Source organism: Chryseobacterium sp. HNCC26DJ240 (genome assembly GCF_057180485.1).
On the sequence record NZ_JBXUGK010000007.1, the window covers coordinates 149,376 to 165,055 of the forward strand.

Sequence of the window (15,680 nt, forward strand, 5' to 3'; positions counted from 1 at the left end):
AGAAATGAAAAAGTTAGTATTATTAGGTGCGTTTGCCTTGTTTGGAAATTTGGCAAATGCTCAGACAGGTTTTAAATTAGGAGGTCACATCGGTGCTCCGGTGGGTGATGCTTCAGAAGTTGCAGCTTTTACTTTGGGTGTCGATGCGTCTTACATGTGGAATATTACAAAGGGTCTGGATGTAGGTATTGCTTCCGGATATTCTCATTTTTTTGGGAAAGACAGATGGGATGATTTCGGATTTATTCCCTTGGCGGCTTCGGGAAAATACAGATTTAACGGACTTCCGCTTTTTGTGGGATTAGATTTGGGTGGAGCAATTTCTACTAAAGATGGTATCGACAGCGGAATCTATGTTTATCCAAAAGTAGGTTTTCAGTTGCCTAAAGCAGAACTGTATTTAGGATACCAGAATATTGGCAGTGAGAGGGGAGATTGGGAAAGAAGAGACAGAAGAATCGATTCTAATTTCGGAGCCATCAATCTTGGTGTAAATTTCTTTCTAAAGTAAAATTGATGAAATATCAACAATATTTTTTTTCCGGTTGCAAAATCGGAATTTTTTTTTGATATGCTTGCCGATTATTGATTTATCTCATTGCAGTGCGATTTTTTGTTATAAAAACTCAATATTAACGGGTGACATCAATCATGTGAACAAATTTTAATATTGGAAATTGTCACTATACATTTGCACCAAGAAAGTATAAAATTATTCAAAATGAAAAAATTATTAGTTGCTAGTGCTGTTGCACTTTTCGGATTAGGAAATGCTCAAACAACTCCTGCTCCAATCGCTAAAGGAACTGTATATTTAACAGGTTCAGTAGGTTATTCTCAAACTGAAACTAACAGTGGAAACAACAAAGTAGAAGATTTCAACATCCTTCCAACTGCTGGATTCTTTGTTGCAGATAACTTCGCAGTAGGTTTAGGTGTTGGTTTTGCTACTTCTAAAACGACTTCAATCACTACTACACCTCTTGGAACTGCTACAAACGTTACTACTAACGAGCAAAAAACTCCTGCTTTTGTAATCGAGCCTTTCGCAAGAAAATACTGGACTTTATCTGACAAATTATATTTCTTCGGTCAATTGGCAGTGCCTATGGCTTTCGGAAAAGCTGAAAACGAAACTACTTCTGTTACTACTTCAGGAAGCACTGTAACTACAGTATCTTCTTCTTCTGAAGCTAAAGCTACTGCTGTAGGTGTAACTGTAAAACCAGGTTTAGATTATTTCTTAAACAAAAACTGGACTATCGAAGCTACAATCGGTGAATTTGGTTACAACAACTTCAAACCAAAAGGTGGTGTTGCTACAAACAACTATAACTTCGGTCTTGATTTAACTGCTGTAACAATCGGTGTTAAATATGTATTCGGTAAAGCTAACTAATTAGCAAACCTTTTATAAATTATAAATCCTGAGACTTTTTCTCAGGATTTTTTCATGGTGATTCATAAAATTTTGCTTAAAAAGGTTCTTTCAAACCTTAAATAAAAGTTTATCAACTGAAAATTTGTTTTAAATAATAGTTTCAGAAGTTTTATTCCTGATCTGACGAATCGTTTTTCAGCTTGCTTTCTTCGTATTCTTTAATCTGTCTTTTTGTCGCAAGGCCTTTCCAGCTCAGTTCCAGAACTTCAGCGATTAATTTTTGATTATTAATCCACATACAAATGTAAGGGTAGTTTTTAAAGTGGTCCGGTACATGAAAAATTTCAGGATAAGCTTCCAAATATTGTTCTCTGAGCTCAAAATCGAGTCGTATAGGGATAAATTCTCCACTGTCGTGAAGTCTGCACATCAGCTTTCCACGAACTTTTACCGAAGGTGTTTCTTCATGCGAAACGCTTTCTTCCGCACCGGGAAACGTGAGTGCGATATTTTTCACCACCTCAAAGTCGCTGTAGTTAAAGTGTTGTACTTTTGTTTTCATCTGTAACTCAATCCTGATTCTATTACTGTTTTTTAACTACGGACGTTTTCCGTTTTAGGTAGATTGATATTCCAATAGCAACGAATATTCCTCCTAATATTGAGTATATCAATAAGTTTGATGTGTCATTTTTTGCTGTGCTGACTGCTGAATGTTTTATACAATTGCACTCAAACTCATTTTCAGATTCATCTTTTTGTGTGGGACTTTTAAACTCAACAGGCTCTGTCAATTTTAAATTTTCATTCCCGCTTGCATCCATCAAACCAAACTGAACTTCATAATCCGTGTCTTCATCAAACGAAAATTCTCCGCTGCACATACCGTGTCCTAAAGAAATTTTTTGTTGCTCACTGAATATAAAATAGTCAGAATATATTTTGCTTTTTTTGTTAAAAACTTTGGCATAAACCAGAGTAGGTGAGCTGTCCTTAAATATTCCACAAAAGTTCACGTACTTTGCCGGGCCACATCCATATGATGTGTAACTTCGGCTGTTGTAAGTTGGTAAGCAGTCCCAGATAGGTTTTTCGGCGTCTTTTTTTGAACTGACTGTCCATTTTCTAATTTTATAGTCTTGTTTCTCATATTCATCCAAACCGTCTATCTGAAGTTCGTATGTTTTTCCTGTCTGAAGCTCTCTTTCCGGTTGCAAAATTGCCTGTGTAAGACCATGCTGACCTTTTAAAATCCTCAAAACTCTTAATGGAATCCTTTCTGCGTTGCTAGTCAAATAAATTCTATTTTTTTTGTTAAGCTGTAAGATTAATTCCTGAGACTGAGCATAACCTTCTACCACAAATATTGAATTTGGTGCAATGTTTTGTTGATTCGGCCATATATTAATACCTGAAAAACTACATTCGGCTTTTGCAGAAAAATTAAATGTGAGAATTATCAGAAGTAAAATCAGTTTTTTCATTTTGCTTTTTTTGTATTTAATGGTAACGTTCTGAAAGCAAATGTATTTTATTTTCTTACAATATTGTTTTCTTTCAATCCATCAGCTTTTAATAATGTTCCATTACTGTTTTTTCCGTTTATAATATAATTTTCAGCTAATCTGCAATCGTGACTACCAACGTATCCAAACATTCCGTAATGTAAATAAGCATAATGGTGAAATCCTGAAATAGTGTAGAACCGCTTACAATTTTCTTTTGTTTCAACGATGATTGTATCAGTTTTAAGAAAATTATTAAATGGAATTTCTGTCGACAAATAATGGTCTTCTAAAGTAATTTTATAATGTACCACGGTATCTTTAAAAACTTTATTATCCCTAATAATATAATATTTCAGTACATCAATTTCCGATTTGTGGAACTTACCCAACATAATAGATGGTTTTTCTGTAATTACTTTTATGGTATCACATTCTTTTGAATATTTAATTTCATCTTCTGCCGCTCTCGTATGATTTGTTTCCATCGACCACCAAAACCAAGCCGCTAAAGAGGCAAAAACGAAAAATATAATTCCGAAAATAATCAAACAGCCCTTTAAATATTTATTTGTCTTCATAATATTCGGTTTTGAAAGCATCATACTCAAAATTCGTCTCTAAGCGTTCCTAATTCATTAAATATAATAAAGAATTCCAAAACAACAGAAATTATCTTCAGTTACTTTCAGTATAGTATCAAAAAAAACTCTCAGAAAATCTGAGAGTTTGTATGATTAATCTAAAAATTTAGAACCATTCTTTCTGATTTTTGACATAGGTCATGTCAAATTCTTCGTCAGATTTTGTCAGGTAAAGAATTCCTTCAATAAATCCTACAACTCCAAAAATCCCGCAACTAACGAGACCTAAAATAAGCTGAATTACTCCGGCTTTAGTATATCCTAAATAAAATTTGTGTATTGCAAAAGTACCTAGTAAAATTCCTAAGAGACCTGCAACTAATTTCTTTTCAGACTTGTAAGGCTGGTTGTAATTTCCCTGTGTTTCCATAATTTAATATTTTTTTTAAAAGTTTGTGATTTTTTGTGGGTGCTTTATTTTCCAAACATTCCGCCCATTCCAGGCATGTTTGGCATTTTGCTCATCATCTGCATCATTTGTTTTCCCTGTGGTCCCTGCATCATCTTCATCATTTTTCCCATTTGGTCAAACTGTTTCATCAAAGCGTTCACGTCTTCAATTTTTCTGCCTGCACCTTTGGCAATTCTGTTTTTTCTCTGAGTATTGATAATAGAAGGTCTTCTTCTCTCATCCGGAGTCATAGAATGAATGATCGCTTCAATATGTTTGAAAGCATCGTCGCTGATTTCAACATCTTTAATGGCTTTTCCAACTCCCGGGATCATTCCCATCAAGTCTTTCATGTTACCCATTTTTTTGATCTGGTTGATTTGCTTTAAAAAGTCATCAAAACCAAACTCATTTTTAGCAATTTTTTTGTGAAGTTTTTTTGCTTCTTCTTCGTCAAACTGCTCCTGAGCTCTTTCTACTAAGGAAACAACGTCTCCCATTCCCAAGATTCTGTCTGCCATCCTTTCTGGGTAGAAAAGGTCTAAAGCTTCCATTTTTTCTCCGGTAGAGATGAATTTGATTGGCTTTTCTACAACCGAACGAATCGTTAAAGCAGCTCCACCACGGGTGTCACCGTCTAATTTTGTTAATACTACTCCGTCAAAATTCAAAGTGTCGTTGAAGGCTTTTGCCGTATTCACCGCATCCTGACCAGTCATTGAATCTACTACGAAAAGAGTTTCGCTAGGTTTGATGGTAGAATGTACAGATTTTATTTCCTGCATCATCTGCTCATCAATCGCCAAACGACCTGCAGTATCGACAATTACGATATCATGACCGTTTGATTTTGCAAAGTTGATAGCATTGGTAGCAATGAAAACAGGATCTACAGAACCTTCTTCAGTGAAAACCGGAACTCCGATTTGTCCACCCAAAACTTTCAACTGATCAATTGCAGCAGGACGGTAGACGTCACATGCCACCAATAAAGGTTTTTTGCTTCTTTTTGTTTTTAAATAATTGGCAAGCTTTCCTGAGAAAGTGGTTTTACCTGAACCCTGAAGACCTGCGATAAGAATTACAGATGGTTTTCCTGAAAGATTAATGCCTTCCTGAGAACCTCCCATCAATTCTACCAACTCGTCGTGAACGATTTTGGTCATCAGCTGTCCCGGAGTAAGCGATGTAAGAACGTTTTGTCCCAGCGCTTTGTCCTGAACTCTTTTGGTAAGGTCTTTGGCAACTTTATAGTTAACGTCGGCATCTACCAACGCTCTTCTGATTTCTTTTACGGTCTCTGCAACGTTGATCTCGGTGATTTTTCCTCTTCCGGAAATGTTGTGCAGTGCTTTATCTAATTTATCCTGTAAACTATTAAACATAAAAAATAATATATAAGGTTTGCAAAAATAAGCTTTTTTTTAAGAATTTAAAACATCGTTATGTCGCTGTTTTTCAATTATAATTTTATTTTTGCAAAATGTATTTTTTTGATTGTTTTGTTGTAATTCTTTTAATGCTGATTTTCAATTCTGCTGTGTACCTGATTTTTAAAAAATATATGTACAGAAAAGAAGATGCGGGGATGAAGTTTTTGGTAGTCAATATAAGTAAAGATGTGGTGTGGCTTGTGGTTTCGCTATTATTAATAGAGAAAACGAGAGGAAATTTTCTCTTTCTTGTGGTATGTTTTATAATATCATCTTTTATTATATATTTAGGCGTGATAAAACTGATTAACAAATCGTGATTTTTTTGATGATAAAAATCAATTTTTAATATTTGCAGACTGTAATAAATTCGATATATTTGCACACGATTAAAAAAGAGATATGAACAGAAAGATTTCTTCATTATTTTTCGCATTTTTATTTGTACTTGTCGGTAGTTTTGCTTCTGCACAGCACGAATCTGAAGGTGAAAAATCTGCTGAAAAAGTAGAGCACAAAGAGGGCGAAAAAGGCTTCAATGCTACAGAAATGATCATGGAGCACATCGGTGATTCAAACGAATGGCATTTATGGACTACTAAAGATGATAACGGTGTAGAGCATCACGTTTCTGTTCCTCTTCCTATTATTATTAAGGATAGCGAAGGGTTACACACTTTTCTTTCAAGTGATATCGCACACGGTCACGAGCACGACGGATATACTTTACAACATGGGAAAGTAGTTTCTACTAAAGGAATTCAGGAAGCGAAACTTTTTGCAATGATCGCAGGAAAACAGTCTTCAGCAGATTCTTATTTTGATTTTTCAATTACTAAAAATACAGCTTCAATGTTTATTTCTGTGATTTTCATGTTAGTGATTTTCATCGGAATGGCAAGAAACTATAAAAAATCTCAGTTACCGAAAGGAGCGGGAAGATTATTGGAACCTGTTATCGTATTCATCAGAGACGAAGTGGCTATTCCAAACATTGGATCTGTGAAGTATAAAAGATATATGCCTTATTTATTAACTGCATTTTTCTTTATCTGGTTCAACAACCTTTTCGGATTGATTCCTTTCTTTCCATTCGGTGCTAACCTTACAGGAAACATTGCGATCACAGCAGTATTGGCAATCATTACTTTATTAATTACATTGTTCAGTGCTAATAAAGATTACTGGAAACATATTTTCATGCCACCAGTACCTTTATTATTATACCCGATTATGGTTCCTATCGAGATCATCGGGATTTTCACAAAGCCTTTTGCATTGATGATGCGACTTTTTGCCAACGTAACGGCTGGTCACATTATGATTTTGGCGATTATCTCTTTGATCTTTATCTTCAAATCTCCTTTATTAGGATTTGCATCTGTACCATTGGCATTGTTTGTATCGGTACTTGAATTATTGGTAGCAGCACTACAGGCTTATATCTTTACTGTATTATCAGCATTATTTATTGGTATCGCAGTTCAGGATCATCACCATGAGGAGCACGCTCACTAATTAAAAAAAGAATTTAAAAATAATTTTAACTAATATAATTTATTTATTATGGATTTATCAACTGGAGCAGGATTAATTTACGTAGGTATCGGTTTAGCAGTATTAGGCGTAGGTCTAGGTATCGGTAAAATTGGTGGTCACGCTATGGATGCTATCGCTAGACAGCCAGAGCAAGCTGGTAAGATTCAAGGAGCAATGCTTATTGCTGCAGGTCTTATCGAAGGAGCTGGTCTTATCGCGATTATCTTTGGTGCTTTCATCAAGTAATCTATCCTCAAAAAAATATTCTTAGCAGTAATGCGGTTGGCAGCTGCTAAGAATTTTAAAATGATCCATAAAATAACATTTAAAAAGAACTTACAGATATGGGAATTATAGAACCTGGAATTGGCCTTTTGTTTTGGATGACGCTTACTTTTGTGATCCTATTATTTCTTCTTGGGAAATTTGCATGGAAACCAATTGTAAATGCAGTAAACGACAGAGAAACTTCTATTGTTGATGCATTGAATCAGGCGAAACTGGCTAAAAAAGAAATGGAAGATTTGAAATCTGACAACGAAAGAATTCTTCGTGAGGCTAAAATCGAAAGAGACGGTATCTTGAAAGAAGCCAGAGAAATTAAAGAAAGAATTGTTACTGAAGCTAAAGATATTGCTAAAGCTGAAGGTGATAAAATCATTGAAGCTGCTAAACAAACAATTACTGCTGAGAAAAATGCTGCTATGGCAGATATCAAATCTCAAATCGGTACATTGTCTGTAAACATCGCAGAATCTATCCTTAAACAAAAACTGGATAACAGCGAAGCGCAAAACGAGCTTGTTCAGAATTATTTAAACAAATCAAACCTTAACTAAGAATGCTTACATCTAAAGTAGCTAAAAGATACGCACAGGGATTGCTCGAGTTCACCAACGAATCCGGGCAGACAGCTACTGTATTTTCTGAAATGAAAGATGTGAAGAAACTGATGTCTGAATCTGAAGATTTGAACAAATTTTTCAAAACACCTTACATCGATGCAAAAAAGAAAGTAGAGGTAGCAAAAGAAATATTTAAAGGTTTATCGCCGGTTTCCCAGAATTTAATTACTTTGGTGATCAAGCACGGCAGAGAAAATCAGTTGAAAAATATCGCTCAGGAATTTATCAATAAAGTAGAAGATATCAACGGGGTACAGAGAGTTACTCTTACAACAGCGACTCAGCTTACCAATGATAATCTGAATGAGATTTTGAAATCATCAAACCTGGTGAAACCAAACTCAAACTTTGATATCAATGTAATCGTAAAACCTGAAATTTTAGGAGGTTACATTTTAAGAGTAGGAGATCAGCAGGTAGATGCCTCTGTGAAATCTAAACTTAATAATATCAAGAAGGATTTTCATTTAAATTAATTTACACAAATTTAAAGTGAAGAAGGTTTTATTTAGTTCGTTGCTTATTATTTCTTGTTTAGCTTTTGGACAAAAAGTGAAGTTCAAAAAGGGACAGGTTTTAGTTGATGATAAAGAGTGGCTGTTATATGAAAATGAAAATGGCTATGGAACAGTTTCATTGTTTGATAAGTCAAAGAAAGAACTTGTTTTCATGAAATATATTCAGCAAAATTATAGTAGACAAATTTTTTCACAGGGAATTCCTAATTATTATATTATCAAATTCATTGGAACAGATAAAACAGTCGAAATTAGAGATACTCCATGGGATATATCAAAAATGATTTATAAGGCTAATATAATAAATGATGATTCAACTTTGAATCTGGAAAATTTAGATGTTTTTGTAATGAAGTATGGAAATGATTTTTCAAAATCAAGCATTAATTCAACAAAGACAGTTATTATCCAGGAATCAAGACCTAAAAACGGTGTAAATATCAGTATCGGACGATAAAAAATTATTTAAAAAAGAAAAAACAACCATACAATGGCAGAAATAAATCCAGCAGAAGTATCTGCGATCTTAAAACAGCAATTGGCCAACTTCGATACTCAATCTAACGTTGAGGAAGTAGGTACAGTTCTTACCATCGGTGATGGTATCGCTCGTGTTTACGGGTTAGAAAATGTACAATACGGAGAGTTGGTAAAATTTGCTAGCGATGTAGAAGGTATTGTACTTAACTTAGAAGAAGACAACGTAGGTGTTGCTCTTTTAGGTGAAAGTAAATTGGTAAAAGAAGGAGACACTGTAAGAAGAACAAACAGAATCTCTTCTATCAAAGTAGGAGAAGGGATGTTGGGTAGAGTAGTTGATACTCTTGGTAACCCTATCGACGGTAAAGGACCTATCACAGGTGAATTGTATGAAATGCCTTTGGAAAGAAAAGCTCCAGGTGTTATCTACAGACAACCGGTAACCGAGCCTTTACAGACAGGTATCGTTGCAATCGACTCTATGATCCCTGTAGGAAGAGGTCAGAGAGAGTTGATCATTGGTGACAGACAGACAGGTAAAACTACTGTTGCTATTGACACCATCATCAACCAGAGAGAATTTTTTGATGCAGGAAATCCTGTATATTGTATATATGTTGCTATCGGGCAAAAAGCTTCTACAGTAGCTCAAATCGTAAAAACGTTATCAGATAAAGGTGCTTTGGCTTACACGGTTATCGTTGCAGCTAACGCTTCAGATCCGGTTCCTATGCAGGTGTATTCTGCAATGGCTGGTGCTTCTATCGGTGAATTCTTCAGAGATTCTGGTAGACCGGCATTGATCATTTATGATGATTTATCTAAACAGGCTGTTGCTTACCGTGAGCTTTCCCTTTTGTTGAGAAGACCACCGGGCCGTGAAGCTTATCCTGGAGACGTTTTCTATCTTCACTCAAGATTATTGGAAAGAGCTGCAAAAGTAATCGCTGATGATACAATTGCTAGCCAGATGAATGATTTACCTGAGTCTCTAAGACCAATCGTAAAGGGTGGTGGATCTTTAACTGCACTTCCAATTATCGAAACTCAGGCGGGTGACGTTTCTGCATATATTCCAACGAACGTAATCTCTATTACTGACGGACAGATCTTCTTGGAGTCTGACTTATTCAACTCAGGGGTGCGTCCTGCGATCAACGTAGGTATCTCTGTATCGAGAGTAGGAGGTAACGCTCAGATCAAATCAATGAAAAAAGTTTCTGGTACGCTTAAATTAGACCAGGCTCAGTATAAAGAATTGGAAGCGTTTGCTAAATTCGGTTCAGACCTTGATGCATCTACTTTAGCAGTTATTTCTAAAGGAGAAAGAAACGTGGAATTGTTGAAACAGCCGGTAAACTCTCCACTTCCTGTTGATAGCCAGGTTGCAATGATTTACGCAGGTACTGAGAACTTAATGAGAAACGTTCCTATCAAAAAAGTGAAAGAATTCCAGGTAGAATATATCGCTTTCCTAAGATCTAAGCATCCTGAAACTATGGCTGCTTTGAAAGCCGGAAAAATCGATAACGATATCACTGCAGTTCTTAAGCAGGCAGCTAATGATTTAGCTTCAAAATATAACTAAAATCAATTCAAAATTCCGAATTCAAAGTTGAGTAAATTTTGAATTCGGAATATTAAATCTTGAATCCGTAGAATGGCAAACTTAAAAGAAATACGAGGCAGAATTACGTCAATCTCATCTACAATGCAGATTACCCGTGCAATGAAAATGGTTTCGGCAGCGAAATTAAAGAAAGCACAGGACGCAATTGTAATGCTGAGACCGTATTCTGAAAAACTTCAGGAGATTATTCAGAATGTAAATGCAAGTTCTGATCCTGATCAGGTTTCTGTTTACGCTCAAAAAAGAGAAGTGAAAAAAGTGCTTTACATCGCTGTTACTTCAAACAGAGGTTTGGCAGGTGCTTTCAACTCATCTATTGTAAAGGAACTGAATACTCAGTTTCAGAATAATGCTCACCACGAAATCGAAGTGCTTACTATTGGTAAAAAAGCTTTCGATGCCGTAAGAAGAAGCCGTAAAGTATATTCCAACGACAGTGCTGTTTTCGACAACCTGAATTTTGACGCTGTTGCCAACGTTACAGAAGGTGTGATGAAAAGCTTCAGAGAAGGTACTTTTGACGAAGTATATGTGATCTACAATAAATTTGTAAACGCTGCCACTCAGGAAGTAACTACTGAGCAACTGTTGCCTATCTCAATGCCGGAAAATGAAGAAGCTCCTGCAGAAACAGACTACATCTTCGAACCAAACAGAGCTGAGATTTTAGATAATTTAATTCCTAAATCTATCAAAACTCAATTGTTCAAGGCGGTTTTAGATTCTGTAGCATCTGAGCACGGAGCGAGAATGACAGCAATGCACAAAGCAACTGACAATGCACAGGAGTTGAAAAATGACCTGGTTATTTTCTACAACAAAGCAAGACAGGCAGCCATCACCAACGAAATCTTAGAGATCGTTTCAGGTGCAGAAGCCTTGAAAAATTCATAAGAAGTTTTCCTTACAATATTTTAAAAGCATCGGTTTTTCCGGTGCTTTTTGTATTAATGAAGATGGATGATGGGAAATGAGCATTGAAATTTGAGTCTTGAATATTAAATGTTGCCGACCTTTTTTTTTAAAAATCCTGTTAAATAATACGAATCGTACATCCCGCACACAGCACCCCGCATCCCAAAATCATTTTTAATCGTATTCATATTTTACCTATCTTTGTAAGATAAATTATAATTTCTAAATGGACTCGGACATAGTCAGGCTTTTGCTGGCCTTATTTCTTGTATTACTCAATGGCTTTTTCGTAGCCGCAGAATTTTCAATTGTTAAAGTTCGTTATTCTCAAATCCAACTAAAAGCTGCTGAAGGAGACTCAATGGCAAAGCAGGCAGAGCATATTATCAAGCATCTTGACGAATATCTTTCTGCAACACAGCTTGGTATCACTTTAGCATCTCTTGCGCTAGGTTGGGTAGGAGAAAGTGCAATGCACCACGTGATAGACAACTTATTTCACTCTTTAAATATTAATCTTGCTGAATCTACTGTGACAACCATTTCTGTGGTTATCAGTTTCCTGATTATCACGGTGATGCATATTGTTTTCGGAGAATTAATTCCGAAATCTATTGCAATAAGAAAATCAGAAGCGACGACGATGGCTACTGCAGTTCCGTTGAGAGTTTTTTATACGGTTTTCAAACCATTTATCTGGTTGATGAACTTAATGTCCAACGGATTTTTAAGATTAATAAAAATTCATCCTGCTTCTGAACAGGAAATTCACTCTACAGAAGAACTTCAGCTTTTGGTAAAACAATCTGCCGACAGCGGTGAAATTGAAGAAGAAAACTACGAAATCATTAAAAATGCATTTGATTTTACTGATCATTCTGCAAAACAAATCATGGTTCCGAGACAGAATATTACTTCAATTAATTTCAGTGATGAAGTCAATTCCATTATTAACGAAATTATGGATAGCGGATATTCCCGTATTCCTGTTTACGAAAATTCTATAGACAATATCATCGGAATCCTTTATACCAAAGAAATTATCAGAGAATTCGTCAAGCGAAAAGGAGTTTTAAGTCATGAGGATTTAAGAGAATTGATGCGGGATTCGTTTTTTGTGGTGGGAAGCAAGAAAATTTCAGATTTGCTGAAGATTTTTCAGCAGAAAAAGCAGCATTTAGCCATTGTAATTGATGAATTTGGTGGAACGGAAGGAATAATTACATTAGAAGATATTCTGGAAGAATTGGTAGGCGAAATTCAGGATGAAGAGGATGATGAAGAAAAACTGGTCGATAAAGTAGGTGAAAATACTTATTGGGTAAAAGCTACACAGCCATTGGATGAAATTAATGATTCTTTACCAAAAAAATTACCACTTTCTGAAGAAAGCGAGTACAATACTTTGGCAGGATTTATTTTGCATGCTTTGGAAGATATTCCGGAGGAAAATCAGGAGTTTGATTTGGAAAATTATCATTTTAAAATTTTAAAAATGAATAATAAGAGCGTCGAAATGGTAGAATTAGAATACAATGAACCCAGCAATAGCAATATTGTCGACGATATTTTAGATAAATTAGATGTTTAAACAGTATAGAAATGATTTTTTATAACAACATAAAAGATTATGAAAATCCAAAAAGGCAGTATGAAGAAGAAGTATTGGTTTTGGATGAAACAGATGAAGTGTATAAACTGATCCTGCACAACGACGATATTCATACTTTTGATGATGTAATCGAAGCACTGATTCAGATTTGCAAACATGATCCGATACAGGCAGAGCAATGCACAATGTTGGTTCATTTCAAGGGTAAATGTACGGTAAAAACCGGCTCAATGGATCTTTTGAAACCCATGCACGAAAAACTGATTTCAAGAAGCTTAACCAGCGAAATCGTTTAAAATAAATGAAACTCCGGCAAATGTGTCGGAGTTTTTTGTATTTGATGTTGATTTCAAATCTCAAACCTCAAATTTCAAATTTTTCCGAAATCAAACTTACAACTTCCACTTCCATCTTTCAGCTTTCAAAAAAATACTATCTTTGTGAAAACTATAAAGAAAAATGCTTGTAATAGGAATTGCGGGAGGTACAGGGTCCGGCAAAACTACAGTTGTGGACAAGATCATCCAGCAACTTGATATTGATGGGATGAATATGTTGTCTCAGGACAATTATTATAATGATAATCATAATCTTACGCTTACTGAAAGAGAAGCTTTAAACTATGATCATCCGAAATCTATAGACTTTGACTTGCTGTTAAAGCACGTAAAAGCTCTGAAAAATAATGAAGCAATCGAACAGCCGATTTACAGCTTCGTAACCCACGGAAGAACTGGTGATCACGTGACTGTAGAACCAAAAAACGTTTTGGTTGTAGAAGGGATTTTGGTTTTAACCAACAAGGAATTACTGAAAGAATTTGATTTAAAAGTATTCGTTCATGCAGATTCTGACGAAAGATTAATCAGAAGAATTAAGAGAGATACACAGGAAAGAGGAAGAGATCTGAATGAGGTTTTACACCGTTATCAGACCACTTTGAAGCCTATGCATCAGGAGTTTATAGAGCCCTCAAAAAATGAAGCGGATTTAATTATTCCAAATATGAGACAGAATTCTGTAGCCATTGATTTCTTAACTACAGTAATTAAAAACTCTCTTAAAAAACATTAAAAAATCTTCTCATGAAAGAAAACAAACTGATTAAGGAAATACAACCACAGTCTGATGCCGTAAAATTCATCAGGAAATATGTGTTGAATAAATACACTCTTACCATCGGTCTTTTCCTTGTCTGGATGATTTTCTTTGATAAAACTTCATTCCTCGTAATTAACGAAATCAACGGGGAAATCGATAAATACGAGGAGCAACTCATCTATTATAAATCGGAGTACGAAAAGAATGACAAATTCTACAAAAAACTGATGAATAATAAAGATGAGAAAGAAAAATATGCCCGCGAAAATTATTTTATGAAAAAACCCAACGAAGAGATCTTTATCCTCGTTGCAGACAGCTCCAATGTGGCTAAAAAATGATTTACTGTGAATTGTGAATAGTCAAATGACTTCGCCGTCAATTTTAAAATAATTCTGCGAAAATTATTACTAATTACCCATTACTCAATACCTATGTCAAATACTGAAACCTTCTCCAATTGGGAAAATCTAGTTAAAAAACAACTTAAAACTGATGATATTGAATCTGTTTTAAGAAAAGAAAATTTAGAAGGAATTGAGGTAAAAGCTTTTTACACAGATGTTCAGAAACCTTTGGTAAATCTTCCAAAAATTGAGGAGAGCACTCACTTGGTGGCTAATTACCATGAAAGTCTGGATGAAGATGTTTTTGCTTTTCTGCTCGATGAGAATGTTGAAAATCTGGTTGAAAAAACCATTTTTATCAATAACAAAGACTTGGCAGAGCACATCAGTCCGGCAGATGAAGATCAGTATTTTTCATTGATTGATGTTTTTGATGAGAAAACAGCCGAAATTAATGATCAGCTCGTAAAAGAACTTTTGGCAAAACAGTTCAAAAGAAATATTGGGGTAGATATTTCTCTTCATCAGAATGCCGGAGCATCAATCTACCAGCAATTAGGGATTGCTTTGGCGAAAACAAAAGAGTTAACCGAAATGTACGGTGCAGAAATTTTAGATAAACTGGTATTTAAAATTGCTGTCGGAGGAAATTACTTCTTCGAAATGGCAAAAATCCGTGCTTTCAAATTGGTTTTCAATCAGTTTTCAAAAGAATTTGATTTAAATTTAATTCCATACATTTTTGCAGAAACTTCGTTGAGAAATAAATCGGTTTCAGACAGTGAAAATAATTTGATTAGATCTACTTTAGAGCTGGCATCTGCGATGATTGGGGGTGCCGATGCCGTTTACAGCAACAATTATCAGATTGGAAACAGTACTGAAAATTCTGAAGAAATTTCATTTAAACAACAGATCGTTTTAGCTTACGAAAGCATTATCAATGTCTTCGAAGATGCATCAAACGGCAGTTATTATGTTGAAGACATTACTCAGCAAATCGCTGAGAAATCCTGGCAGTTTTTCCTTGAAATTGAAGAAGCAGGTGGATATTTGGAATCTTTAAAACAAGGAATTATTCAGAAAAAAATCTATGATCAGGCTGTAGAAGAGCAAAAGTGGGTTGAAGAAGGCAAAATAAAACTCATTGGCGTGAATTTATATCCGAAATTAGACGTAAAAAAATCAATTTCCGACTTATACAATCCAGCTGAAATAAAAGCAGTTCGTTGGGCTGAAATGTTTGAGTGATCAGGTTCTGCCACGAATGCACGAATTT

At 35.2% G+C, this 15,680-nt stretch carries 19 protein-coding genes; 14 read left to right on the top strand and 5 right to left on the bottom strand.

The window, feature by feature from the left end; genetic code table 11:
- Positions 1 to 4: 4 nt before the first annotated feature.
- A complete protein-coding gene (locus AC2A1G_RS14950; protein WP_484047712.1) occupies positions 5 to 511 on the top strand; it encodes a hypothetical protein in 507 nt (168 codons plus the stop codon).
- Positions 512 to 721: 210 nt separating this feature from the next.
- Positions 722 to 1,399 carry an outer membrane beta-barrel protein gene (locus AC2A1G_RS14955; RefSeq protein ID WP_484047713.1) on the top strand — a complete coding sequence of 226 codons (678 nt, stop codon included), beginning with the start codon at positions 722 to 724 and terminating at the stop codon, positions 1,397 to 1,399.
- 151 nt (positions 1,400 to 1,550) lie between these two features.
- Here the strand turns inward: AC2A1G_RS14955 and AC2A1G_RS14960 are convergent, their stop codons facing one another.
- From AC2A1G_RS14960 to ffh, 5 genes are all read right to left on the bottom strand, one after another.
- On the bottom strand, positions 1,551 to 1,943 hold the full coding sequence (locus AC2A1G_RS14960) for an MmcQ/YjbR family DNA-binding protein (protein WP_484047714.1): 393 nt from the start codon (positions 1,941 to 1,943) through the stop codon (positions 1,551 to 1,553).
- A 22-nt stretch (positions 1,944 to 1,965) separates the two neighbouring features.
- On the bottom strand, positions 1,966 to 2,865 hold the full coding sequence (locus AC2A1G_RS14965; protein WP_484047715.1) for a hypothetical protein: 900 nt from the start codon (positions 2,863 to 2,865) through the stop codon (positions 1,966 to 1,968).
- A 47-nt stretch (positions 2,866 to 2,912) separates the two neighbouring features.
- Positions 2,913 to 3,467 (bottom strand): hypothetical protein, encoded by a 555-nt coding sequence (locus tag AC2A1G_RS14970; protein WP_484047716.1) that lies wholly within the window; start codon positions 3,465 to 3,467, stop codon positions 2,913 to 2,915.
- A 169-nt stretch (positions 3,468 to 3,636) separates the two neighbouring features.
- The gene (locus AC2A1G_RS14975; RefSeq protein WP_484047717.1) at positions 3,637 to 3,900 is read right to left on the bottom strand and encodes a TM2 domain-containing protein; all 264 of its coding nucleotides are present in this window, start codon (positions 3,898 to 3,900) and stop codon (positions 3,637 to 3,639) included.
- 44 nt (positions 3,901 to 3,944) lie between these two features.
- Positions 3,945 to 5,306, bottom strand: coding sequence for a signal recognition particle protein (gene ffh / locus AC2A1G_RS14980; RefSeq protein ID WP_484047718.1), 1,362 nt, complete (start codon positions 5,304 to 5,306; stop codon positions 3,945 to 3,947).
- Positions 5,307 to 5,756: 450 nt separating this feature from the next.
- Here ffh and atpB point away from each other — a divergent pair, with 450 nt between their 5' ends.
- The 12 genes from atpB to AC2A1G_RS15040 all read left to right on the top strand — a co-directional run bounded on the left by atpB (position 5,757) and on the right by AC2A1G_RS15040 (position 15,652).
- Positions 5,757 to 6,872, top strand: coding sequence for a F0F1 ATP synthase subunit A (gene atpB / locus AC2A1G_RS14985; protein ID WP_484047719.1), 1,116 nt, complete (start codon positions 5,757 to 5,759; stop codon positions 6,870 to 6,872).
- Between the two features lie 48 nt (positions 6,873 to 6,920).
- Positions 6,921 to 7,139, top strand: coding sequence for an ATP synthase F0 subunit C (locus AC2A1G_RS14990; protein ID WP_007844726.1), 219 nt, complete (start codon positions 6,921 to 6,923; stop codon positions 7,137 to 7,139).
- A gap of 98 nt (positions 7,140 to 7,237) precedes the next feature.
- Complete coding sequence (locus AC2A1G_RS14995) at positions 7,238 to 7,732, top strand: F0F1 ATP synthase subunit B (protein WP_484047720.1); 495 nt, start codon at positions 7,238 to 7,240, stop codon at positions 7,730 to 7,732.
- A 2-nt stretch (positions 7,733 to 7,734) separates the two neighbouring features.
- Positions 7,735 to 8,274: an ATP synthase F1 subunit delta gene (atpH, locus tag AC2A1G_RS15000; RefSeq protein WP_484047721.1), complete on the top strand. Its 540-nt coding sequence runs from the start codon at positions 7,735 to 7,737 to the stop codon at positions 8,272 to 8,274.
- A 16-nt stretch (positions 8,275 to 8,290) separates the two neighbouring features.
- Positions 8,291 to 8,773 carry a hypothetical protein gene (locus AC2A1G_RS15005; RefSeq protein ID WP_484047722.1) on the top strand — a complete coding sequence of 161 codons (483 nt, stop codon included), beginning with the start codon at positions 8,291 to 8,293 and terminating at the stop codon, positions 8,771 to 8,773.
- A 33-nt stretch (positions 8,774 to 8,806) separates the two neighbouring features.
- On the top strand, positions 8,807 to 10,384 hold the full coding sequence (gene atpA, locus AC2A1G_RS15010) for a F0F1 ATP synthase subunit alpha (protein ID WP_484047723.1): 1,578 nt from the start codon (positions 8,807 to 8,809) through the stop codon (positions 10,382 to 10,384).
- Between the two features lie 72 nt (positions 10,385 to 10,456).
- Positions 10,457 to 11,320: an ATP synthase F1 subunit gamma gene (gene atpG, locus AC2A1G_RS15015; RefSeq protein WP_262147876.1), complete on the top strand. Its 864-nt coding sequence runs from the start codon at positions 10,457 to 10,459 to the stop codon at positions 11,318 to 11,320.
- A 247-nt stretch (positions 11,321 to 11,567) separates the two neighbouring features.
- Complete coding sequence (locus AC2A1G_RS15020; protein WP_484047724.1) at positions 11,568 to 12,932, top strand: hemolysin family protein; 1,365 nt, start codon at positions 11,568 to 11,570, stop codon at positions 12,930 to 12,932.
- Positions 12,933 to 12,943: 11 nt separating this feature from the next.
- On the top strand, positions 12,944 to 13,249 hold the full coding sequence (locus AC2A1G_RS15025) for an ATP-dependent Clp protease adaptor ClpS (RefSeq protein WP_484047725.1): 306 nt from the start codon (positions 12,944 to 12,946) through the stop codon (positions 13,247 to 13,249).
- Positions 13,250 to 13,412: 163 nt separating this feature from the next.
- Positions 13,413 to 14,027 carry a uridine kinase gene (udk, locus tag AC2A1G_RS15030; protein ID WP_484047726.1) on the top strand — a complete coding sequence of 205 codons (615 nt, stop codon included), beginning with the start codon at positions 13,413 to 13,415 and terminating at the stop codon, positions 14,025 to 14,027.
- Positions 14,028 to 14,038: 11 nt separating this feature from the next.
- A complete protein-coding gene (locus tag AC2A1G_RS15035; protein ID WP_484047727.1) occupies positions 14,039 to 14,395 on the top strand; it encodes an FtsB family cell division protein in 357 nt (118 codons plus the stop codon).
- Positions 14,396 to 14,488: 93 nt separating this feature from the next.
- Positions 14,489 to 15,652, top strand: a complete 1,164-nt coding sequence (locus AC2A1G_RS15040; protein WP_484047728.1) for a methylmalonyl-CoA mutase family protein — start codon at positions 14,489 to 14,491, stop codon at positions 15,650 to 15,652.
- The last annotated feature ends 28 nt before the right edge of the window (positions 15,653 to 15,680 follow it).